The sequence below is a fragment of the Gemmatimonadota bacterium genome (assembly GCA_026705765.1).
GTDB lineage: Bacteria > Latescibacterota > UBA2968 > UBA2968 > UBA2968 > VXRD01.
Window position 1 is genome coordinate 1 of record JAPPAB010000056.1, and the last position, 22,554, is coordinate 22,554.

General features: G+C 49.9%; 27 protein-coding genes. 22 read left to right on the forward strand and 5 right to left on the reverse strand.

Annotated elements, in window-relative coordinates; genetic code table 11:
- The 3 genes from OXH16_07635 to OXH16_07645 form a co-directional block, all read right to left on the reverse strand.
- Window positions 1–1,870 (reverse strand): DUF3604 domain-containing protein (locus OXH16_07635; protein MCY3681252.1); only part of this gene is annotated, 1,870 nt, incomplete at its 3' end.
- 14 nt (window positions 1,871–1,884) lie between these two features.
- On the reverse strand, window positions 1,885–3,840 hold the full coding sequence (locus tag OXH16_07640) for a hypothetical protein (GenBank protein MCY3681253.1): 1,956 nt from the start codon (window positions 3,838–3,840) through the stop codon (window positions 1,885–1,887).
- 312 nt (window positions 3,841–4,152) lie between these two features.
- On the reverse strand, window positions 4,153–5,325 hold the full coding sequence (locus OXH16_07645) for a hypothetical protein (GenBank protein ID MCY3681254.1): 1,173 nt from the start codon (window positions 5,323–5,325) through the stop codon (window positions 4,153–4,155).
- A gap of 122 nt (window positions 5,326–5,447) precedes the next feature.
- Between OXH16_07645 and OXH16_07650 the strand changes: the two genes are divergently transcribed.
- From OXH16_07650 to OXH16_07660, 3 genes are all read left to right on the forward strand, one after another.
- On the forward strand, window positions 5,448–5,723 hold the full coding sequence (locus OXH16_07650) for a DUF2442 domain-containing protein (protein ID MCY3681255.1): 276 nt from the start codon (window positions 5,448–5,450) through the stop codon (window positions 5,721–5,723).
- Between the two features lie 81 nt (window positions 5,724–5,804).
- Complete coding sequence (locus OXH16_07655; GenBank protein MCY3681256.1) at window positions 5,805–5,939, forward strand: winged helix-turn-helix domain-containing protein; 135 nt, start codon at window positions 5,805–5,807, stop codon at window positions 5,937–5,939.
- A 106-nt stretch (window positions 5,940–6,045) separates the two neighbouring features.
- Window positions 6,046–6,576 (forward strand): methylated-DNA--[protein]-cysteine S-methyltransferase, encoded by a 531-nt coding sequence (locus OXH16_07660; protein MCY3681257.1) that lies wholly within the window; start codon window positions 6,046–6,048, stop codon window positions 6,574–6,576.
- Between the two features lie 58 nt (window positions 6,577–6,634).
- On the opposite strand, the gene OXH16_07665 is transcribed toward OXH16_07660, so the two are convergent.
- A complete protein-coding gene (locus OXH16_07665) occupies window positions 6,635–6,922 on the reverse strand; it encodes a putative addiction module antidote protein (protein MCY3681258.1) in 288 nt (95 codons plus the stop codon).
- A 10-nt stretch (window positions 6,923–6,932) separates the two neighbouring features.
- The gene (locus tag OXH16_07670) at window positions 6,933–7,223 is read right to left on the reverse strand and encodes a type II toxin-antitoxin system RelE/ParE family toxin (GenBank protein MCY3681259.1); all 291 of its coding nucleotides are present in this window, start codon (window positions 7,221–7,223) and stop codon (window positions 6,933–6,935) included.
- A gap of 45 nt (window positions 7,224–7,268) precedes the next feature.
- Between OXH16_07670 and OXH16_07675 the strand changes: the two genes are divergently transcribed.
- From OXH16_07675 to OXH16_07765, 19 genes are all read left to right on the forward strand, one after another.
- A complete protein-coding gene (locus tag OXH16_07675) occupies window positions 7,269–8,465 on the forward strand; it encodes a Gfo/Idh/MocA family oxidoreductase (GenBank protein ID MCY3681260.1) in 1,197 nt (398 codons plus the stop codon).
- Window positions 8,466–8,556: 91 nt separating this feature from the next.
- A complete protein-coding gene (locus OXH16_07680) occupies window positions 8,557–9,390 on the forward strand; it encodes a hypothetical protein (protein ID MCY3681261.1) in 834 nt (277 codons plus the stop codon).
- A gap of 9 nt (window positions 9,391–9,399) precedes the next feature.
- Complete coding sequence (locus OXH16_07685; protein ID MCY3681262.1) at window positions 9,400–10,179, forward strand: undecaprenyl-diphosphate phosphatase; 780 nt, start codon at window positions 9,400–9,402, stop codon at window positions 10,177–10,179.
- A 7-nt stretch (window positions 10,180–10,186) separates the two neighbouring features.
- Window positions 10,187–10,567 (forward strand): hypothetical protein, encoded by a 381-nt coding sequence (locus OXH16_07690; protein MCY3681263.1) that lies wholly within the window; start codon window positions 10,187–10,189, stop codon window positions 10,565–10,567.
- A gap of 94 nt (window positions 10,568–10,661) precedes the next feature.
- Window positions 10,662–11,102, forward strand: a complete 441-nt coding sequence (locus OXH16_07695) for a hypothetical protein (GenBank protein ID MCY3681264.1) — start codon at window positions 10,662–10,664, stop codon at window positions 11,100–11,102.
- A gap of 14 nt (window positions 11,103–11,116) precedes the next feature.
- The gene (locus tag OXH16_07700) at window positions 11,117–12,112 is read left to right on the forward strand and encodes a TIM barrel protein (GenBank protein MCY3681265.1); all 996 of its coding nucleotides are present in this window, start codon (window positions 11,117–11,119) and stop codon (window positions 12,110–12,112) included.
- Window positions 12,113–12,125: 13 nt separating this feature from the next.
- The gene (locus tag OXH16_07705) at window positions 12,126–13,172 is read left to right on the forward strand and encodes a Gfo/Idh/MocA family oxidoreductase (GenBank protein MCY3681266.1); all 1,047 of its coding nucleotides are present in this window, start codon (window positions 12,126–12,128) and stop codon (window positions 13,170–13,172) included.
- An 8-nt stretch (window positions 13,173–13,180) separates the two neighbouring features.
- A complete protein-coding gene (locus OXH16_07710) occupies window positions 13,181–13,972 on the forward strand; it encodes a class A beta-lactamase-related serine hydrolase (GenBank protein MCY3681267.1) in 792 nt (263 codons plus the stop codon).
- 35 nt (window positions 13,973–14,007) lie between these two features.
- Window positions 14,008–14,244: a DUF433 domain-containing protein gene (locus OXH16_07715; GenBank protein MCY3681268.1), complete on the forward strand. Its 237-nt coding sequence runs from the start codon at window positions 14,008–14,010 to the stop codon at window positions 14,242–14,244.
- 29 nt (window positions 14,245–14,273) lie between these two features.
- Window positions 14,274–14,597 (forward strand): DUF5615 family PIN-like protein, encoded by a 324-nt coding sequence (locus OXH16_07720; GenBank protein MCY3681269.1) that lies wholly within the window; start codon window positions 14,274–14,276, stop codon window positions 14,595–14,597.
- A gap of 86 nt (window positions 14,598–14,683) precedes the next feature.
- A complete protein-coding gene (locus tag OXH16_07725; protein ID MCY3681270.1) occupies window positions 14,684–14,914 on the forward strand; it encodes a hypothetical protein in 231 nt (76 codons plus the stop codon).
- Window position 14,915: 1 nt separating this feature from the next.
- Window positions 14,916–15,146, forward strand: coding sequence for a hypothetical protein (locus OXH16_07730; protein MCY3681271.1), 231 nt, complete (start codon window positions 14,916–14,918; stop codon window positions 15,144–15,146).
- 10 nt (window positions 15,147–15,156) lie between these two features.
- A complete protein-coding gene (locus OXH16_07735) occupies window positions 15,157–16,197 on the forward strand; it encodes a hypothetical protein (protein MCY3681272.1) in 1,041 nt (346 codons plus the stop codon).
- Between the two features lie 152 nt (window positions 16,198–16,349).
- Window positions 16,350–17,708: a serine hydrolase gene (locus tag OXH16_07740; GenBank protein ID MCY3681273.1), complete on the forward strand. Its 1,359-nt coding sequence runs from the start codon at window positions 16,350–16,352 to the stop codon at window positions 17,706–17,708.
- Entirely contained in the window at window positions 17,705–19,015 is a 1,311-nt protein-coding gene (locus OXH16_07745; protein ID MCY3681274.1) for a PQQ-like beta-propeller repeat protein, read from the forward strand. The genes OXH16_07740 and OXH16_07745 overlap by 4 nt, the downstream gene beginning before the upstream one ends.
- Complete coding sequence (locus tag OXH16_07750; GenBank protein ID MCY3681275.1) at window positions 19,016–19,879, forward strand: class I SAM-dependent methyltransferase; 864 nt, start codon at window positions 19,016–19,018, stop codon at window positions 19,877–19,879. It begins immediately after the preceding gene.
- Between the two features lie 109 nt (window positions 19,880–19,988).
- A complete protein-coding gene (locus tag OXH16_07755) occupies window positions 19,989–21,026 on the forward strand; it encodes a Gfo/Idh/MocA family oxidoreductase (protein MCY3681276.1) in 1,038 nt (345 codons plus the stop codon).
- Window positions 21,027–21,036: 10 nt separating this feature from the next.
- Complete coding sequence (locus OXH16_07760; protein ID MCY3681277.1) at window positions 21,037–21,900, forward strand: HAD family hydrolase; 864 nt, start codon at window positions 21,037–21,039, stop codon at window positions 21,898–21,900.
- A gap of 13 nt (window positions 21,901–21,913) precedes the next feature.
- Window positions 21,914–22,543, forward strand: a complete 630-nt coding sequence (locus OXH16_07765) for a hypothetical protein (GenBank protein ID MCY3681278.1) — start codon at window positions 21,914–21,916, stop codon at window positions 22,541–22,543.
- Window positions 22,544–22,554 lie beyond the last annotated feature (11 nt).

A 22,554-nucleotide genomic window follows, 5' to 3' on the forward strand; every position in this document is an offset into this window, starting at 1 on the left:
CATCGCCATCGCCAAGCAGGTCCAGAACAAGACCACTGCGATACCCACACGCCACAGAATACCAGCGCAATCCCTCATCGGTCACATCAAAAACGCGAGAACGCGGACTGTCAAATCGAATTTTTTCAACACCATTAATTGCGCGCCCCGACACCCTCAGTGTCCCCTCCCAGATCACGCCAGAATAACTGCTCTTGCGACTCGCGCCTTCCCACAAAATACGCACGCGATTGCGGTCTTTTGCCCCTTCAATCGGATGGCTGTAAATCCGTTCCAATCCGCGGTACAATTCCACAGATTCATACGGCGCAGTACCCGCCACAAAAGCTGAGATTTGCGGTGTATTTCCCGTTGTGAACTCCTCCCCCATCAAATGGTCTTCGCACGAAGTATGCAACAAAATTCGCGCACCTGTCGTCGCGTAAATACGCCGCGCTTTGTACGCATCCAAAACACGCTCAATCGTCAACTCGGGCGCGTAAACAGCAGCCAATCCCGCCTTGGCATAACGCCGGTGCTGAAAACCCGGCGTATCCCCACCCGGTCGCCCGTTGTGGCTATCGCTCCCACCGAAAAATCCCATGCGATAATTGCGCTCAAATGTCTCCTGCAAAATCCACTCAAATGTCCCGTGATCCGATGTCACTTCCACAGCGGGTTCCAAATACGGATCGTGGTATTGCAAATCGGAATGTTCCCCCCCCACATGAGCCGTAATCACCGTATCCGTCCCGCGATACGCTTCATAGACCTCTGTAATATGCCTCAAATCCGTATCCTCATCCGACTTATCATCCAATCCCTCATGCCCGGACCGACGGATGGGCTGATCGTGCCGCCGAAAATACACATTGTGATGTCCACCCCGCGTGGTTTGTGCCGACCACTCAAAGCCCGGCAAAGCGACAAATTGCCCCGGCTGATTATACGCGCGTTCCGTCTCTTGTTGTAACACCCAATCGCGTTTGCTCAACACGTGATCATTGCGCTGATACCCCGCAAAGTGAATCGCTGCCACATCTCGCGCATACCTGAAAAAATCGGGAATCTTCTCCGCCATAGCCACCTGACCGCCGTGTGAGTCTCCCCAATACAGCGCGAATTGCGGTGCTGCATTGCGGCACGCAATCGGATTGCTCTGCGCAACCAGTGTGCCATCTTCCGCATCGATACGGTGAACTCCCCCGCGCTCTACCACACATTCATCCATCCATCGCACGCCCCCATCTGCATCGCCAAAACTTACAGTTTGCGGCACGCGCACATCATTGCCGTTGAGCGCCACATCCCCGCGATATGAGACCGCTGGATTTCCCCAGGCATCTTCGGCCTTGACCTGAATGCGAAACGATTTGCCAGATTCGACAATAGACGGCGCATTGATCACCAGCTTCACAGCCTCGCCTCCCACAATGCGCAAAGACGGCGGATCGGGCAATATCGCGGCCTCGCCATCTCCTGCATCGACAGCCACCCAGAAAAAGTGCTGCGCCTCGGCAAAAGTCTGCGAACGAAACCCCGGTCCGCCGCCTGTCGTATCGCCATAAGTCACCGAAACCTGCTCGCCCTCTGCCAAAGCGCGCCCATTTACAGTCAGCAAAAGCGACATCATACTCTGAACCAGCGCACCCACACGCGCTTCTCTCGGCGCGTCAACCATCAAATAATCTGCCCCCCTGGGATCATCCATCTGAGGCGTTGCGCGGTCTGAATCCGCATCCGTATAAATCCGAATCGTCCCTCCTCTTGCAACCCCTTTTTCCCCTGCCGTATAAGTCAGCGTCCATGTGCCACAGGACCCGGCCACCACATCTTCCGACGGACTCACTATCGCACTCCCATATAACTTTTTTATTTCTGCATCAGACATAATTGTACTCCCCCTTACCAACCGTGAACAAAATGTCTGCTATCTGGAAACCAGATCGCATCCACAACACTCGACAGCGCAATGCCAAACAGATACCCGACAATAGCGCCATACCAGAACGGCAGCGACCGCCTGTAAAGCTGCACGCCCCCAAATCGCAACACAACCACCTTCACCAGCCACACGAGCAACAAACAAAACGCATATCGCCCGGGCGGAAACGCAATGGCGACCGGGTGAAAAGGCCACCACGCAAACTGCGAACGCAAATAAGTCAAAACACCTGCTTCTGCGAAACCAAACAACCACACACCGAGCTTTTGCGTATCAAAAACCGATATTTTACTGCCCTCGATATAGGGCACCCGCGAAATGAGTGAATCCATAGGCCACGACACCAGCAGCCCATTCAACCCGCCTTCGTCATAACACCGAAACAAATAAAAACCACCCGCACTCATATACCCGACCAAATACGCCAGCGGAACCATCCCCCATATCCACGGATGCCGGCGCAGCGAATTGCCAAACATGCGAAAAATATGCGGAATAGCAGCCAGACAGGTCGTTCGGATTGAAGCTCCTAAAAACACATTCCGATTGAACAAAATCAGCATCGACTGCGACGTGGGCGAAAGTCTCGACGTGCCAATCACAGAGTGAATCAGCGCCACGCCTTTACCACCAGCGGGATTGAGATAGGTAAATCCGGTTGCGGCCGCGTATTTCGCAATGCCAAAATAACACATAAACATCAGAATGAGTTGCCCCGCCATCGCCCAGAACCCCACTCCCGAAGACATCATCCAGCCGCCGACACCAACCGTTGCCAAACCCAGACCAACCCAGGCCGTGCGATACGTAACGGGCACGCCATCGTCAACGGCGCGAGATCGGTTCAGCGCTTTTTGAACCGTCTCCTTTAAGTGCTTCCGCGCAACCCACACCGACCACAACACCAGACATGCCAGCGCGCCGTGCATCTCGAGCATCGCAATCTCACCGGCCTTGGCGGGCTGCCCCTCTAATCCCACCGTAAAACCAGTACGATTCAGCAGCCCCACCTTAAAAATATTAATCACATTGTAAAACCACACGCTGAACAAAATATCAGCCGGACAGAGATAAGCCAAACCCATAATCAGCGGCTGCACGCGCAAATAATAAGCCGGAAAATAAGGACCCAAATCCACGGCTTTGGTGAGATAGTGATCAAAAACCGTAATCCGGGGCATATTCAGTTGAAAATAACCCACAATATTCCAGCAAATCACACCGGCCACACACCAGAACCCGATCCAGAAAATTTTGTCTCGCAACACAGCGGGCACGCGGCCTTCATCTGCGCCCTCAATCAAAGCCACGGGAAATTCGGACATGGGAAAAACCAGGCGCTCTTTTTCCTGCCACTGCTTAAAAAAAAGCACGCTACCGAAAAATCCCGCCATCACCGCACTGATACAGCCGACAAACCACCAGAAAAAAGGCCGCACCCACAGCAACCACGGCACGGGATCGCCGCGATGACGCCCGGTGTACACCGCCCGCACATCGGGTATATTGGCGTCCAAAAAAAACCACTGGGGCAAAAAGGGAATGACCGCATCGCGCAAGCGATTTTCCGGAGAGGCGAAAAACTCGGGCGACGGAATCAGACTCACCGCATAAAACCCCCACCCCACCGCTGGCAAACTGCCGACAATCCACATCATCGAAAAAATCGTGAGCAACTCAATGCGGGACAATGCAAATCGCGGCGCGAAATGAATCAGCCCCACATTGATCCCCACCCACATCACAAAGGGAATCAAAGCCGCCACGGGCAAATAGCTCTTGACCAGATTCCCCGCAAAATAGCTCATATACCACGTCGCAACCGCAATGGTCACCAGCCCCAACAAAATAGACCGAAATGTTATCGTATCCGGCGCGGGAGATGCTTCAGCTTGTATTTCGGATGAAAGAGCCATGGAAACTGTCAGAAGCGGTGTAAAACTGGCCGATTTCCAGACCAGTTCATCAGGATAAGCAGGATGAAAGGATGATCAGGATAAAACCCGTAGGGTCAGAGTTATGAATTGTAGGGGCGATCCCTTGTGGTCGTCCGCCGTTGTAGGGGCGTTCAGTGAACGGGTCTGACCTGCGACCCGTTGTAAACCCCTGTGGTCGCCCGCCTTGGCCAAGGACAATAAACTTTGAATTGGGCTGGATCCTTGCCGACAGGCTTAATGGCACGTTGAGCACTCTTGACCTTTTGAAGACGCCCTTACCTATCTCTCGCTTTAGCGATTTTTATTTATAGCTTTGATTACTTCACTACCTAACCGCCTAGTACTGCGTGTGTTACCTCTACTATTAAATAGATCAACATTAACCTTTTCAGCAAGTTCCCTGAGTATTGGTTTGGTTGGAGAAATAATCTCTCCGTCTTTTTTAACCTTGATTGTGCCACTTTTCAACTTTTGGATAACGTATGGGCCAGAAGTAGCTGTTTCAATAACAGGTGTGTCAGAGTGATCTTTAATGGGCGTTGGTTTGTTGTTTGCGTCAATTTCTCGGCATTTAAGATAGGCTTTGTTGATTGATCCCTCTTCAACTGCTTGCTCAACAGTCAACATTCGGGCAATTCGTCTAGAACGTGTGGCTGTCTTGTAATCAACTTCACAAGTATCAGTAACAAATTTTTTCCAGCCTGGTCCTTCAAAGACTGCCTCAACCTTGTTGAGTTCAGTACCAAATGCATGTACAATTTTCATATCCTCTGGCTTTTTGTCGTTGATCTCATCATACAGCTCTGTGATCTCTTTAGCATGTTTGTCCAACATATCAACCTGTGGAGTAGATGTTTCAATAACAGGTATGTCAGAGTGACCTTTAGTCGATTCCGACTGAACAGTGGCTTCTTCAGTAATCAGAGATTCAGTTATGTTTAGCTCAGTAGTCGAGCTGACAATCGGAGTTTGCCCAGCATTAATATGCTCTGAGATTATAGCGGGTCTCCACAAGGCCAACACCTTCAGGCATACTTCAGTTGCTGACTTCTCGTTCAGGTCGAATGACGCTGCCAGCATATCATTTGCGGGCTTATTGGTATCGTATATTGCCCAACACACGCCATCTGTTACTGAAAAATAGCGGGCTTTAATGTTTGTCTCGTCTAAGGCATAATTTACGGCTTGCTTAAGCCCATCTCCTAGTGACCTGCCGAGTCTCTTTGCCTCTACCATCATCACAGGCTTGCTGCCAGCGAGCAGCGCATAATCCACTCGCCCTCCGCCCGAACTGTACTCAGGCACAACCACATCCGGGTCTTCGGTATCCCAACCCAGTTCACGCAACAGGGGATCAATCAGTGCGTAGCGGGTCAACGCTTCGCTTTGTCTGAGTGAATCGCTATGACTGTCAATACGTTTTTGGAGCTTTTCTATTAGTTTCAGCAGGTTTTCCAGTGGCATATTTACAAACCTTTCTCAATATCTTGAATGGATTATAGCTTATATCTTCAAATATCGCTTTTCGTCAATTGACATTACACAAGAATTACGTTATAAAACCACAAAAATCTGGAGTAAATCAAATGCCGAACTATCCAAAAGTAAAATCTGTTACCGCTCTACCGAACTTGAAGCTCAGAGTAACCTTTGTCTCTGGTAAGGTGAAAATATATAACTGCGCGCCGCTTATCACAGAAGACGCATTCCGTCCATTAAAGGACGAAGCATTCTTCAAAAACGTGCGCGTAGATGCAGCCGGTTATGGCATTAGTTGGAATGACTATGTCGATCTCAGTGAATCAGAACTCTGGGTTAATAGGATCGTAGTCAGTGACACCGCAGATCATGTAGATGGTTAAGAGGTAAACACGGGTGTGGCCTACAACTTGACCGCTCAATATAACACGGAACACAAAGGGATTCAAGGAATGAGATTTGAGATGGGATACAACCATCTGGGCAATGGACGGATGGTCGATGCACACATTCGTCGCATGCGCATAAAACTGGGTGCAGCACAGGAAATGATCCGCACAGTGAGAGGCGTGGAATACTATTTTAAGCCGATTGAGTAAACCTGTCCATCTTTCTCCCCTAACGGGATGTATGTTCTTTTGAGCATACGTCCCGTTTTTTTGTATAATTAGAGTAAGAATATATCTCACCTCCACAGAGGTCGCTATGTTAGATTTACAAATCTTAAAGCAATTACCGCGAGAGACCGTATGGAAAGATGTGGCAAGTCGGCTGGGCCCGTTGACCGTATTGGCCTCAGATAATGGCGTACATGCAATTGCTTTTGAAAGTGATCAAACGGAACAGGCGAAGACAAATTTGCCTCGCACAGAGAATCATCCAATCATAAATGCGGTGGATGAACAACTCGCGATGTATTTTGATGGGACGTTGAAAGTTTTCGATTTGCCATTGGACTTGCGCGGAACGGATTTTCAGAAGCGCGTGTGGAAATTATTACTGGAGATACCCTTTGGAGAAACGCGGACCTATGGCGACCTCGCCCGCGCATTGGGCAATGCGGACGCATCGCAAGCCGTGGGCGCGGCCAATGGCAAAAATCCCGTGGCGATAGTGGTACCGTGTCACCGGGTGATCGGCGCGTCCGGTCATCTAACGGGATATGCTGGGGGGATGGATAAGAAAAAATTTCTACTGGCGCATGAAGGTGTGATTCCGCCAGCGTTATTTGGGTAAAAGCTGTGAAAATTTCGTTTTGGATGAACTGGCCACTGATGATTTTTTTAAAAAGTAATCAAATAGGGGTCGCGTGCAACCGGAAGCCCAATGCGTGTATAACCTTGAGCACCGTAGCAAAACCCGGATTACCTTCAGGTGACAATGCTTTATAGAGGCTTGCGCGTCCGAGACCGGTTTCACGAGCAATTTGTGTCATACCTTTGGCACAGGCGATATCGCCTAAAGCAGCAGTGATTAAAGTGGGATCGCCATCTTCGAGCACGGCTTCGAGATACGCGGCGATATCTTCTTTAGTCTTCAGATGGGTCGCCGCATTCCAGGGGTACGTTTTTGTTTTTTCCATGATTGCCTCCTCATAGATTACGCGCTAAATTCTGTGCTGTTTTAATATCTTGATTTTGTGTTCGTTTGTCACCACCCGCGAGTAGAATTACCAGCGTTTGTCCTCGCTGCGCAAAATACACGCGGTAGCCTGGACCATAGTTAATCCGCAACTCTGAGACACCCTGTCCAACGGGTTTTACATCACCAAAATTACCCAACGAGAGACGCCGAATTCGGGTATTAATACGTGCTTGTGCGTGTCGATCACGTAACTTGTCAAACCATTGGATGTAAACATTTGTCTGACGAATTTCTATCATTTATTAAATGTATCCTATAGGATACAAAAAAACAAGGAGATTAAAATGGCTGAAGGACATAAATTGACCATGTTGGGAACCGGACTGATCGGAATGTTTTACACCATGACCTTGCACAGACATCGGGGAATTGATCGCGTACAGGTCGTATATTCGCGGACTGAAGAACGAGCCAGGACATTTGCGGAAGAATGGGACATCCCCAGATGGACAACGGATCTCAAAACCGCAATAGAAGACGAGGAAACCGACGGCGTGGTAATCGGATTGCCCAATGATCTACACCTCGAAGCCGCAAAACTCGCGGCACAGGCCAGCAAAGCCGTATTTTGTACCAAACCCCTCGGACGCACCGCTGAGGAAGCCCGGCAAATTCTGGAAGCAGTGGAAAAAGCGGGCGTATTTGGCGGATATCTCGAAGACCTGGTATATCCTCCCAAAACCCTAAAAGCCCTCGAATCCGTGAAAAACGGCGCATTGGGTCGCATCTTATGGGTGCGATCGCGCGAAACACACCCCGGTCCCCACAGCGATTGGTTCTGGGACATAGACAAAGCAGGTGGCGGCGCGATTGTCGATATGGGATGTCACTGCATCGAAATCATTCGCAACTTCATCGGCAAAGGCATTCGCCCGGTCGAAGCGATGTGCTGGTCCGACACGCTCGTACATCCAGTTGAAGCAGAGGATCACGGGATTGGATTAATCAAATTTGAAAATGGATCCATGGGCCAATTTGAAGTCGGATGGGCATTTCGCGGCGGCATGGACCTGCGGGATGAGGTGGCAGGCACAGAAGGAACAATCTGGCTCAACCACTGGTTGCGCACGGGATTTGACATGTTCACGGCTGTGGGACAAGGAGGGTATGTAGCGGAAAAAGCCGAAAGCGATACTGGATGGCTCTTCCCCGTGGGTGACGAAGTCGCAGAACTGGGATATTCGGACATGTTCGTGGATATGTTCAACGCCTGGGATGAAGGACGCGAACCAATGGAAACACTATATGATGGCTATGTTGTCAATGCAATTATAGATGCGTGTTACAAATCGGCAAAAACAAAGCAATGGGAGCCAATAGAAATGGAATGGCGCGGCGGTGAAGTAGATCGGGAAACCGCATCGACCGAAACAGACGCACCATTTGTCACCCTGAAAACCGAACGCATGCCCGATGGGCGCTTGAAGCGAATTGTAAAAGACAAAGAAACCGGTGAGATCAGCGAGCGGATTGACGAATAGACGAATCAGCGAATCAACGAATAGACGAATAGACGAACCCGTAGGAGAGGCATCCCCGTCTCGAATCTTACTATAAAAATCAAGGTTGTCAATGGACCATGTATTAATTGCTGATCAGGACACCCTGCAGGGCAAAATCGCGCAAATGAACAGCCATACGGGAACCGGGCAACTGTGTGTGGTCAGCGATTGGGACCGCACATTGACAAAAGCGCGAACAGAAGACGGGCAAGATGCGACCTCCTATTCGGTAATTGCACACGGAGCCTATTTGGGAGAAACATATCGCGTTGAAATGGATCGTCTATATGCGCAGTATCGCCCCATTGAAATATCGCAGACAATCTCGCACCGAGAAAAACAAAAAGCCATGCGCGATTGGTGGATGGCGGCACTTGCGATGATGCAAAATTACGGACTTACCGAGGAGATAATAGAAGACATTGCTATCCGTGATTTCATGCGCTTGCGCGATGGTTCCATCGATCTTTTTAAAATATTGGCAGACAGAGAGATACCTCTATCAATTTTATCCGCAGGCATTGGCAATGTCATTGCAAAATTCTTAAGAGTCAGGTCATTGCTCACTGCAAATGTGACAATAACGGCAAACAAATTGATATTCGATACACATGGCGCAGTGGCAGGATTTTGCGAGCCGGTAATCCACAGCTTTAACAAAGCGCGCCGTGCAAGCACGCCACGGAGCTACGTCCTCCTTCTGGGAGACACCATAGAAGATGCACAGATGGTGAACAACGCCGATGCGGACTGTGTTCTCCGCGTGGGATTTTTGAACGAAGCGGTAGAAGAAAATCGCGCTGCATATCTACGCACTTACGATATTGTAATCTGCAACGATGCATCTATGGCACCTGTGATAGAATTATTAGAAGCGTTGTTAAAAGGCAGTAAGAGAGCTTGAGGATATATCTTGACACCATTTGAAGCCATGCTCCTGGGGCTATTACAAGGGCTAACCGAATTTTTGCCCGTAAGCAGTTCTGGTCATCTCGCTTTAGGACAAGCAGCTTGGGGCATCCAAACTGGTAATATAACCTTTGAAGTGATCGTACACTTTGGAACATTGCTGGCTATAGTAACCGCATTGCGAACGCGAATCAGCAACTTAGTCGTCGGCTGTTTGCGACGCGATAGCGCATCCTGGCACACAATCTACCTGTTGATAATCGGCTCCATTCCCGCTGGCGTCGTGGGAATCTTGTTCAAAGACATCCTCAAAGAGACTTTTGCCAGCCCAATCGCCGTATGCGGCTTCTTAATCGCGACCGGCTGTATTTTGTGGAGCACGCGGTTTGCGCGGGGTGACCGCGTGAAAATTACATTTTTAGACGCCATTTTAATCGGCTTTGCACAGGCACTCGCCGTATTACCGGGAATCTCCAGATCGGGTTCAACCATTGGCATGGGTCTGTGGCGCGGGCTGGACGGCCGAGAAGCCGCAACATTTTCTTTTTTATTATCCATCCCCATCATTTTTGGCGCAACCGCATTAGAAGTTGGCAACCTGCTCGCCCACCCCCCGCAAATGAACGCGCTATGGCCCCTGCTGATTGGTGCTATTGTCGCTTATGCATCCGGGGTATTTGCCATTCGCTGGCTCCTGGGATTGCTCAGTGGCGGACATTTTGCACAATTTGCCTATTATTGCTGGCTCGTCGGCCTGATAGGCATAGCGTATTTTGGAAAGTGAACAATCCATGAGATGGCTGATCGCGTGCTTTTTGCTCGGCTGTGGGGGCGTCCCCGTATCGCCTGAAAACGAGCTTCTTTCAGATTTTATGTCCATTGCCAACGTACACCGCGAGCCAATCCACAATGCAACTGGCGATATTGTAGGAGTCAACATCCGGGCAGAAGTCGTCAATACGGGACCGGTACCGATAATCAGCCCATTTATCATGACCTGGAAATTGCGGATCTCTGACAGCGAAGAAATAGCCCGCGCAACCCATCGCTTTACCAGTTTTGAGGCGGGACAAGTGCAGAGAATTTCCTTGAACATGTCATTTGCTCCGCGTTCAAATCTATCAGACGTACAGAATGTGGTAACATTTGATTTTGAAGAACGTAGCCAGTAGCCAACTGACTACTAATACCCCCCTTGCCCGATACGGTTTTGACGTGTATATTGTTGCGTCAAACGCGCCGTATCACACAACAGAGGGCACAGCGATGAAATACATCATTGGATTTTTGTCCGTCTTTTTTTTCTTCGGGTGTTCTAAAGACGACTCTGCCGGATCGCGGGTTTTTGTTCCCGAAGATTTAGTCGTCTTGGGCAACCCCTCCATTATAGGCGAGTCTGCGGGTACACCTGAAAATCCATCGAGCTTTATCCGCATTAGTGGTAATCTTGACAGTCAATCGGGCCTGGAACTCACGGGCCTTAAGGTGCGCGTGCGTGTGTTGGGTGAAAACGACACCCCGTTGGGGACGAGCGAAGATGTATGTACACCCTCTGAAATAGCCCCTGGCGGATCGTGTACTTTTTTATCAGCCGTTGTATTGGCCAACGTGGATTTCAGGGAGAGTCAATCAATTGAGATTACGCCAGCTTGCGATCAGGGCACTGGCACACCGCGATTGATTCCCGTGCTTTGGCCTGATCCATAGAAAGGAGTATTATTGTGGCAGAGGTGATTTTATCGGGTTTTGCCGACGAAGGGCCGGAGAGCAAGCGCGCCGAAGAGCAATTTACCATGATGCGCGCGCTTGGCTTGTCTTATTACACCATTCGGTTTATCGACATGGGCAACGGGGTAAAGAACGCCATGGAACTGACCGCGCAGGAGATTAAACAGCTCCAAAAAATGCACGGTGAATTTGGTATTTCTGTGTCGAGCATTGGATCGCCACTTGGAAAAGTAAAATTGCTGGACGTGGATGACGGGACCGACAATCGCTATGTGCCGTTTAAGGAATATCTGGAGACAGATGTCAAACGCGCCATCGAACTCGCCCATGCATTTGACACAAAACTCATCCGCGGCTTTAGCTATTACCATCCGCATGGGACCGATCCCTGGCCGCATCTAAATCAAGCGGCAGACCAACTCTCAGAAATTGTGGCTCTGTGTGCAAGCGAAGGCCTGATCTACGGCTCTGAAGTCGAATCGCATTTAATCGGTGGAGATGGCGAAACACTAATCGCATTGCACGAAAAGATCGACAGTCCCCACACCTGCATCATCATGGATGTGGGCAATATGGAAAGCATGGGACACAGCCCGGACAGCGTTTTTGCCGAATATGAAAAAACAAAGCCCGGATTGGGATGGATTCACATTAAAGGATTTAACGCACCGGCCAACCAGCCGATGCTGGACCGCGCAACAGAGAGAGGGTTGACGCGGTTTATCCCCGTCGATCAAGGCGATGCCGGACATGAAATGGTCTTGCGGGATTTTAAAACAATCGTGCCGCGCCTGCAAAGTCAGTTTCAGGAACTGGGGGTGCCGGGTGTATTTATCGACCTGGAACCCCACGTAAAGGGCGGTGGACAATTTGGTGGCTTTAGTGGTATTGATGGTTTTGGCGTGGCATTCCGCGCCCTGTGCAATTTACTGGACTATCTGGGATATGAATATCACCTGACGGGTTACGAAGATTTGACCATGCCGTAAAATGGAGGTTGTAATGGCAGATATTCGCATTGGTATTATTGGTGCGGGCGGTATTTTCCGCACCCGCCACTTTCCGGGATTGGCTCAAATAGACGATGCCGAGGTCGTGGCAATATGCAACCGCAGTGAAGAGAGTGGCGGCAAAATAGCGGCTGAATTTGGATTGAGCCCCGACTTGATGACCGATCCTTACGCGCTCATTGCGCGAGATGACATCGATGCCGTGATGATTGGCACCTGGCCGTACAAACACTGCGAGTTTGTACTCGAATCGCTCAATGCGGGCAAACATGCGTTTGTGCAGGCGCGCATGGCAATGAATTTGCGCGAGGCAAAAATCATGTATGCCACAGCAATGGAATCAGACCTCGCGCACCAGATATGCCAGCCGCCGCACGCATTAAAGGGCGACTGGTTTATGCAGCGGTTGATCGCCGAAGGATATGTTGGTGATATTCGCAATATCGTCATCCGCTCAATGACGCCCGGAGGTATTGATCCCAGTACGCCGCTACACTGGCGGCAAATCGGTCGCTTCTCCGGCTTAAACACCATGAGCGTGGGCATGCTGGTAGAATTTGTACACCGCTGGTGTGGCTATACCAAATCCGTATCCGCACACGCAGAAACCTATGTCACCGAACGCTCTACAGAAGACAGCACGGGACCAGTAGATCGTCCAGACACCGTGAATATTTTGGCACAAATGGAAAGCGGCGCAACTGCGGTCTATCTCTTCTCCGGCACCGCGCATCACGCGCCGGGTGAATCCATTGAAATTTATGGCACGGACGGCACACTCATTTACGAAACCTCACCCGTTTTAGACGAACAGCGGATATTGGGCGCCAAAGCGAGCGATGGCGCATTGCAGGAATTGGATGTCCCCGCATCCGACATGCGCGAATGGACGGTTGAGGCAGATTTCATCGACATGATCAAAACCGGCAAACCCGCCGAATCGACCTTCTATCAAGGCGTGAAATACATGGAATTCACCGAAGCCGTATTCCGCTCCGTCGAACGCGGCGCAACAGTTCATTTGCCCATTGTTGATTGAGAGGCCACATGACCACAGACTGGAGCAAGCTGGAACAAGCGGTGAAAACGCACGAATCGCCCGGCACGATCGGCATCAGTGTGATTTCGCCTCAGGGAGAGCGTTGGGCCTCGCGGGGTGATCATCAGTTTCCAGCGGCCAGCACAGTTAAAATCCCGATCATGATCGAGATCTACAGAGCTATTGATCGCGGCACACTCGCGCTCGACGACACATATATCGTCCGCTCTGTGGATAAATCCCCCGGCAGTGGTGTGCTGCGATACATGCATACCGGGCTGCAACTGTCGTTTGGAGATCTCCTCTACTTGATGATGTCCATCAGCGACAACACCGCCACCAACATATTGATTGAAGTAGCCGGAATGGATCGCATCAACGCGACAATGCGAGAACTCGGTATGACCGCCTCCATTCTCGGACGTCCCATGCGCGGGCGCCTCGCGATTGAAGGGGAACAGGAAAATTGGGCCACACCCAATGACTACACTGCCGTCGTCAAAACAATTCTCGACGACCAGGCTGCATCCCCTGCATCCTGTCAGGCCATGCTCACCACCTTGACCCAGCAACAGAATGGTCGCCGCATCGGCCGATATGTGCCGACCTCCAAAACCTATCGCTGGGGTTCCAAAACCGGCTCGAATCGGGGGGTAATCAATGACGTCGGCTTCGTCGAATCCCCTGCCGGGACGATGGTGATTGCGCTCTACAGCCTGAAACTCGGCGATCGCGTCACCGGCGAATGCGCACTCTCAGAGATTGCCAAGACTGCGATGCAAGTGACGGGCGTGATATAGGTAAGAAGTAAAAGTCCTTTTAATGGAGATAAAAAATGCATGAACGTATTGCCATTGATCCCAGAGTTTGTCATGGACAAGCCTGTATTAAAGGTACACGTATCCCTGTGCATCTAATCCTGGGGATGTTGGCCAATGGGGACACTGTCGAGGATCTCCTCGCAGAATATCCTTCGCTAACTCAAGAAGATATTTATGCATGTTTTGACTATGGAGCCGCACTCGCTGAGGAACAAGTAACCCCTCTGGAAGCCTTGCCGGCAGAGTCATGAAGATCGTTGTTGATGAACATATTCCTTTGATGACGGTACAGACACTTCGAGAGATGGGCCATGAAGTGCGCGATATTCGCGGTACTCCTGATGAGGGCATGCACGACGACGAACTATGGATGATGGTACAGAGGCAGAGATGTTTGTTGATCACAACGGATAAGGGCTTCACACAGTACTGTACAGTGAAACACTATGGTGTATTAATCATCCGGCTTCGCCAGCCAAATCGACATAAAATTCACCACCGAATTATGCAGGGTATGGCTCAGTTTGCCGAAACAGATTGGCCTGGGTTATTAGTGGTTATGCGAGATAGAGTTCAGAGCAGTTGGCAGACACAAGATAGATAGTAAGCCTAACCGGGCATGCAACGGACGTAGTACACCATTGACATCAAAGGCGTTGGCCACTTCGAAATAAACAAAGGGCATACAATATGAAAATCTCTTTAGACTTGCCAGATACGGCTGCGCTTGTTCATCTCGACCAGGCGTATTTCAGAGAAGTCCTGGTTGCAACACTCTACCATGTAGGAAAACTCTCCGAGAAAGAAGCGTGCCTCGCGCTCGGGATCTCTCGCCGTGCATTCGAGGAATTGCTGCCGCGGTTCGGGTTTTCCATCTTAGTGGATACACCAGAGACTATTGATGTAGAACTGCACGCCTGAAATGACAAAGAACCCATCAAAATCTCAATTCGCGCTGTGTATTGAAAACAGAGATTGCGACGATCTGGAAAAGCGAAAGATCTACCAGATTCTGCCCGACGAAGAAGCGGCGCAAGAGGGGTATTTGAGAGTCATTGATGAATCAAGAGAAGACTACTTGTATCCCGAATCTTATTTCATCCTCGTCGAACTGCCTCGCAAAGCCAAAGACGCACTGGTAGTGGCAAACTGAGACTGAGTTTATGGCAGCGCAACGACAAAAAACACCTGCTCAACTGCTTTTTGAGCGTATAATCCGAACTTGGGTCTTTCCTGAGATTCAAAAGCGAGTAGATACATCTCGTCAAGCAGGTCCTATTCATCTCCGCTCAGGATTATTGCTGTGGAAGTCATTAAAAGATCCCACTATTTATTTGAACGACGAGACTGGTGGTATGATAGAGACTATAAACATCAAAACAGCGAGGCCTATAAAAAAGGATGAAGAAATTAGACATCCTGATATAAGAGGAATTGAACGCATTAAACTGAACAAGAAATACTGGGGAAAGCCATATATCTTCATCTGCCAAGGAGAGAATGAACGTTATTATATTGCATTTGGAAAGCTGGGTTTTTTAGAAGATGGCAATCAGTTCAAACTGTTAAAAAAAGCGTTGGGATATGAAGGATTGCAATTAACCTCTGAGGAAGGATTTCTCAAAGTATATATAGATTTGCTTAAGAACAGTTATACTGGTACTCCAGCTCAAAAGCGAGCATTTACACTACAGCTTAAGAGATTACAGATTGACGAAATAAAACGTACTGTGGTCGATAAGGTTAAGCGTCACCTAAGATTACCAACACTGATAATACATGATAATGATGAAATACGACCATTGTTACTTGAGGCACGTAACACATATATGGACGGTCATTTTTTTTCTTGTATAGCCTCTACCGCAACGGTAGCGGACAGAATCTGTAATAACCTCATAGAAAGATATGAAATCGATAAATCAATTAGAGAAAAAATAATACAAGAAGAAACTCTAGGTCAGAAAATCCCACGACTTCAATCATTTGGCCTGATAACTTCAGAACAAGCCGCGGTCTTAGAATCTATAAATAGAATACGAAATAAACACATACATCCTAAAAGCCCGATTACTGAGTTATCAATGAAGAGAGATGCATTAAAAGCAATTAGCCTTCTTCATGAATTTCTTGAAAATACAGTTAGCGTATTTCGAGACTATACCATCGAAGATGGACGACTCGTGCCTAAACCAATTAGTTGAGATCCAAGTCACTTAACATCCCGTTGATGTAGCGTCGCCACAGGGCGGTTTGGCCTTCGTTTCCCTGCCTATTTCAGAAGGTCAACAGAAGAACCGTTAAAGTATTTCCGGTACGGTAGCTTTGCGAGAAATTCGACGGGGGAAGGTAACCAATGACAAATCACGAGTCACTTGAGGCAAAAGTCGATCAAGTATTCGCGGAATGGGACAAGCCAGATTCCCCTGGTGCCGCCCTATCGGTTATCAGAGACGGTGAAATTATCTACAAACGCGGATACGGGATGGCGAATCTCGAATACGACATCCCGATTGCGCCGACAACCATCTTCGACATTGCTTCGGTCTCCAAGCAATTTGCGGGCTTTGCCATCGCCACGTTGTTGGATGAAGGGAAACTCTCGCTGAATGACGATATCCGAATGCACTTGCCCGATATCCCGGATTTTGGAACAAAAATAACGATTCGACATCTGGTACATCACACAAGTGGATTGCGGGATTGGGTACAGGCACTTGTCATCGCGGGCGGACAGATGGATGACATAATTTCGTTTAAGCACATTTTGAAAATGGTAAGGCGTCAGAAAGAACTCAATTTTGAGCCTGGAACAGCGTTTTTATACTCAAATACGGGGTATAATCTGCTGGCAGAAATCGTTGAAACAATAACGGGAGATTCATTTCGCGAATGGACGGACGCCAACATCTTTAAGCCCCTCGCCATGACCAGCACCCACTTTCACGATGACCACGAGATGATTGTGAAAAACCGGGCGTATTCCTATTCGTCCGCGAAAGATAACGGGTTCAAAAATGCTGTGAACAATTTAACCGCCCTCGGTTCGAGTTCCCTCTATTCAACAGTAGAAGATCTGGCAAAGTGGATTCTGAACTTTGACGATGCACGGATAGGCGGACAGGCAGTAGTTGAGCAGATGCATCAGCGAGGAGTCCTCAATAATGGGAAACAGATCCGTTACGCCTTCGGATTGGACATCGGCGAGTACAGAGCGCAGAAAACGGTCGGACACGGCGGATCGTGGCGGGGATTTCGCAGCCATCTCATACGTTTTCCGGCTCAGAAATTCGGCATTGTCATATTGTGCAATCTGGACACCTTTAATCCGCTCAATCTGGCGAAAAAGATCGCTGACATCTATCTCGCTGATGTCCTTGCCCCTGAAGCACCCGAGCCGGATAAGCAACCCTCTGAACGCATTGAGTCTGACCCCCTATCACCAGAACAGTTGGCAGAATTCGAAGGCGATTACTACACCGAAGAACTCGATACTACCTATACCATTGGTGTGCGAGGAGACCGGCTCGTGGCGCAACACAGGCGGCATGACGACATATCACTAACCTGTGCCGACGATCATTTCGTCGGAGATGCGTGGTTTTTTCCAAAAATTTATTTTAGGCGAGACAATACGGGACAAATTACAGGGTTCAGGCTGACGGGAAACCGGGTCAAAAATTTGCGTTTTAAAAAAAGACAAGAGGAACCATGAACCGAATCCTATTGAAACTAATGCTGCTCGCTGTGCTTATCCCCATCTCTTCGGTTTTGGCCGATGAATGGCCGCAGTGGCGGGGACCGCACCGGGACGGTGTTTGGAGCGAAACCGGGATATTGGAGGCATTTGACGGACCGGAGATCCCGATTCGTTGGCGAGTGCCAATCGGCAGCGGCTATAGCGGCCCGAGCGTCGCTGACGGGCGCATTTACATTACTGACCGTCTCGCGAAACCGAAACAGGTCGAACGGGTTCACTGTTTCGACTGGAAAACAGGGGAATCGATCTGGTCCTTCACCTACGAGTGTGAATACCGAATTGACTATACCGCCGGACCCCGCGCCAATGTTATCATTCATGACGGACTCGCTTACGCCCTGGGAGCGATGGGGCATCTCCACTGCTTTGATGCTGCAACCGGCACGTTGAAGTGGAAAAAAGACCTCAACGCCGAATATAATATTGAGATGCCAACCTGGGGGATTGCGAGCGCGCCGATTGTCGAGGGTTCACACCTCATCGTACAAATCGGCGGCACGCCCGGAGCATGCATCGTCGCTTTCGATCGCAAAACCGGAGCCGAAAAATGGAAAGCCCTTGAAGACAACGCATCTTACTCAGCTCCAATTGTGATTACACAGGGTGGCGAGCGGGTGCTCGTCTGTTGGACAGGTAGAAATATCGCTGGGCTCAACCCGCAGACAGGCAGCGCGTATTGGCTCCATCCGTTTCCACCGACTCGCATGGAGATCGGGATCGCAAGTCCCGTTTTTTATCAAAATGAATTGTTTATTACCGATTTCTTTGAAGGCTCGCTGCTGCTGAAACTGAATCCAGATAAGCCGATGATGCAATTCGGTTGGCACCGTAAGGGAAAAAATGAACGGAACACAGACGCGCTCCATTCCACGATGTCAACTCCGATCCGACTCGGCGATTACATTTACGGTGTGGATAGCTATGGGGAACTCCGCTGCCTCGATGCCCGCAACGGCGATCGGATTTGGGAAGACCTCACCGCGGTTCCGAAAGCGCGCTGGAGCAACATCCATTTTATCAAAAATGGCGATAAGGTCTGGATGTTCAATGAGCGCGGCGAACTCCTGATTACAACGCTTTCGCCGGACGGGCTGAATATCATCAGCCGCGCGAAACTGATCGAACCGACGCGCGACCAGTTGAACCGCAGAGGGGGTGTCACGTGGGCGCATCCTGCGTTTGCCTATAAACATGTGTTCGCCCGAAATGATAAAGAACTGGTTTGTGCCAGTTTGGCGAAAAGCGAAAATAAGAATGATTAAATGAGATACTACTTCCGTGAAAATATTCGGCGATACGAAATCATGACGCGGATGGGTCTGGAGCATTGGGCAAAAAGGACGTATGGAGGCACGGACTTCCACGACTTTTCATCTCGCAACTTTCTCGAAGCGGCCTTGCCGAGGCTCCGGTTTGAGACACCGAATCCAACGGCTCTCGAACTCGGAACCGGTGTGGGACCAGGCGCGTTATTTCTGGCCGAGCGGGGTTACCAGGTCACCGGTTACGACTTGATACCTGAAGCGATCCACACGGCCCGGGAAATAGCTACTCTTCGAGGTTTGTCCATTCAGTATGAGGTGATGGACGTAACCCAGATCCCGCACAGTGGAAACCAGTTCGATTTGATCGTCGACAGCTACTGCATCAATCACATCGTATTTGTAGAAGAGCGCAGATCTGTCTTCGAAAGCGTCAAGGCGCGACTGAAACCTGAGGGCTACTATCTCGTGAGTTCCTCGGTTTACGAGTCCTCCCGACATACTCCGGACATGAAAGTCATCGACAGATCAACTGGCCAAACATATGACATCTATGACAACGACTGTCTTTACGATCCGTCAACAGATTACTACTACGAACCGCTCGAAAAATACCCATCCGAACGGGAGCGGATCGAAGCGTGCGAGGACACAATTGTTGTGAATGGCAGGACCTACATTCCAAAGCGGTGTTATCGGGATTGGAGACGGCTTCAGGCCGAAGTCGGATCCTACGGATTCGAGCCCATCTTTCGCCATGGCGAATATGGCGAGAGTTCGATCTTCATCCACAGGGGGAGTGGCGTCAACCTTGTTCCCTATGAAAGATATATAGAGAACTCAGGGAAGTTCGATACAGCCTGAGGCCGTGACCGATTTGTTTGCTAATTGACAAAAACTGTGATACATTCGCACTGTAGTTTCTGCACCCTTGAACATTGGAGAAAACAACGACAACACAGCGAGGTAAAAAATGGCAGATAAAATTCGCATTGGTATTATTGGTGCGGGTGGTATTTTCCGGAGCCGACATTTTCCAGGACTGGCAAAAATTGATGATGCCGAAGTCGTGGCAATATGCAACCGCAGTATAGAAAGCGGTGAAAAGGTAATAGCCGAGCAGGACTTATCAGCCGAAGCCATGACAGACCCACAGGCCCTCTTGCACAGGGACGATATCGACGCGGTAATGATCGGCACCTGGCCGTACAAACACTGTGAATTCGTCCTCGCATCCTTAGACGCTGGCAAACACACCTTTGTACAGGCGCGCATGGCGATGAACTTGCGAGAAGCCCGATTGATGTATGCCAGAAGTCGAGAATCCAATCTCGTAACCCAAATTTGTCCAGCCCCCCCGTGGAAAGGCGGGCGTTTCTTGAGACGGCTCATAGATGAAGGATATTTGGGCGATATTTTCCACGTCTATGTTCGCGACCTGGGTGGGCGCTATTGGGATACCGAAGAGCCATTGCACTGGCGACAAATGAGCCGGTATTCGGGCCTGAATATCCTGGGAATGGGCATTACCATCGAGCGCGTGGCGCGCGTATTTGGCTATATGTCAACCATAACGGCTGAAACTGAAATTTTTACCAGAGAGCGACCACTACCCGATGGGTCTGGTAACGGGCCGGTTGAAACACCTGATATGGCGCATATCATAGGCAAAATGGAAAATGGTGCGCGTGCGGCATTTCTATTTTCGGGCGTCGCGCAATTTGGCGGAAGCTCCATCGTTGAAGCTTATGGCAGCGACGGCACATTGACCTACGACATGGGAACGCAAATCCGCGGTGCAAAAACAGGTGATCGGCGTCCGCAACAAATTCCCATCCCCGAAGATGAAGCCGCCGAATGGACTGTCGAAGCCGATTTCATCAATGCCATCAAGGGTGGGCCTCAGGGCGATACCAGCTTTTACGAAGGTATGAGATATATGGAATTTACCGAAGCTGTTCACCGCTCGGCAGAGCGCGGCGGAACCGTTCGATTGCCCCTGGTTGATTAGAGGAGATGCAGTGATCAGACTTGTGGCATTTGACCTGGATGGAACGCTCTTAAATCACAACAACACCCCATCGGATGCTTCGATGGCGGCGATTTGCGAATTGTTGGATCGCGGCGTGGCTGTAGCGTCTATGAGTGGGCGCAATTTCGAACGCAACCAAATTCCGTTTGTAAGCAACCCCAGCGTGGCCGACGCCCTCTATGCCGGATGTTATAATGGCGCGATGGTTTTTGCTCCCAAGAAAAATGGCACACGCCAGCTCATGCACGAACAGCGTTTGCCCGATGACATTTTCTTATCTTTGATCCAATATGCCGATGACCGGCTCATGAATTTTGTATATTGCCGCTGTGACATGAACAGCGAGGATCCTTGCGAAGTTTATATTACCGACCGCATGACAAAAATGAGCCGGGAGGTCGCCACAATGACCAATATGGTCTATGAAGTCGATGCCGACCTCGCGCAGCGAATACGCGCAAAAGACTTGGCCTCGCCCCCCAAAATAATGCTCTTGCCCAAACCCGGGCATGCCGATGAAACAGTTGATGAATTAAAAAATATATTCGGCGATCAAATTTACATGGCATGGGCCGTGGCGGGTCGCATCGAAATCATGCACCCGGATGTGAACAAAGGCACGGCACTCACAGCGATTGCCAACCATATTGGCAGCAGCCTCGATGAAGTGATGGCTGTGGGCGATGGCAATAATGATTTACCCATGTTGCGCGCAGCCGGAACCGGTATATTGATGCACAACGCAGATGCAGCAACCCATCGCGCAGTGGCCGGGGGAAATATTCTAAAAACCGACCACATTGAAAACGATGGCTTTGCCAAAGCCGTGCGCCAATATGTGCTTGATAGGTAGCGGAAGGATTCTCATGGGACAGACATTAGACATAGGTCGGCGAATAGAATTGGTGCCAATGGATGTCCATTTTCACGACATCACAATAGGGCTATATCGGCAGGAAAACGCGCAGGGCACGACTTTTCGCGTTCACACATACAGCCAGAGAGATGGGGCGCAAGCGCGTATTGACTCCGTAAACCATGCGATGCGAGTCCTGGGAGGCATGGAAGACACAGGCGAGGGATTATTGCGCTTTCCATGTGGCGCCACACACCTGCTATCTGTGAAACGACTATTCCTGGAAGCGTGCAAACTCGGCATGGATGACGATGTATCTATGCGACCATTGACCATCCTGGACAAAAAATCGGGATTGCACATTTCGGCAACAGCACAATCCAATGCCGTGTACAAAATCACGGCTGACAGCGATGAAAAAGGCGCAGACCGGCGCATTCGATTGGTGGCCGGAGGGCTTGCAAAACTGGGCGAATTGGAACAAGTGGAAGAAGACCAGGTACGCTTTGATTGCGGCATGACACACGATCCCCTCATAGGCGTTCTTCTCGTACGCGCCCCCAATGTGCGATCCGTCATGCGAGAATTGGAACAAGCCGCCAGCCGGGGCGTGCTCGCAGCCCCGAGCGCGCAAAATTAGGAACTGGAGTC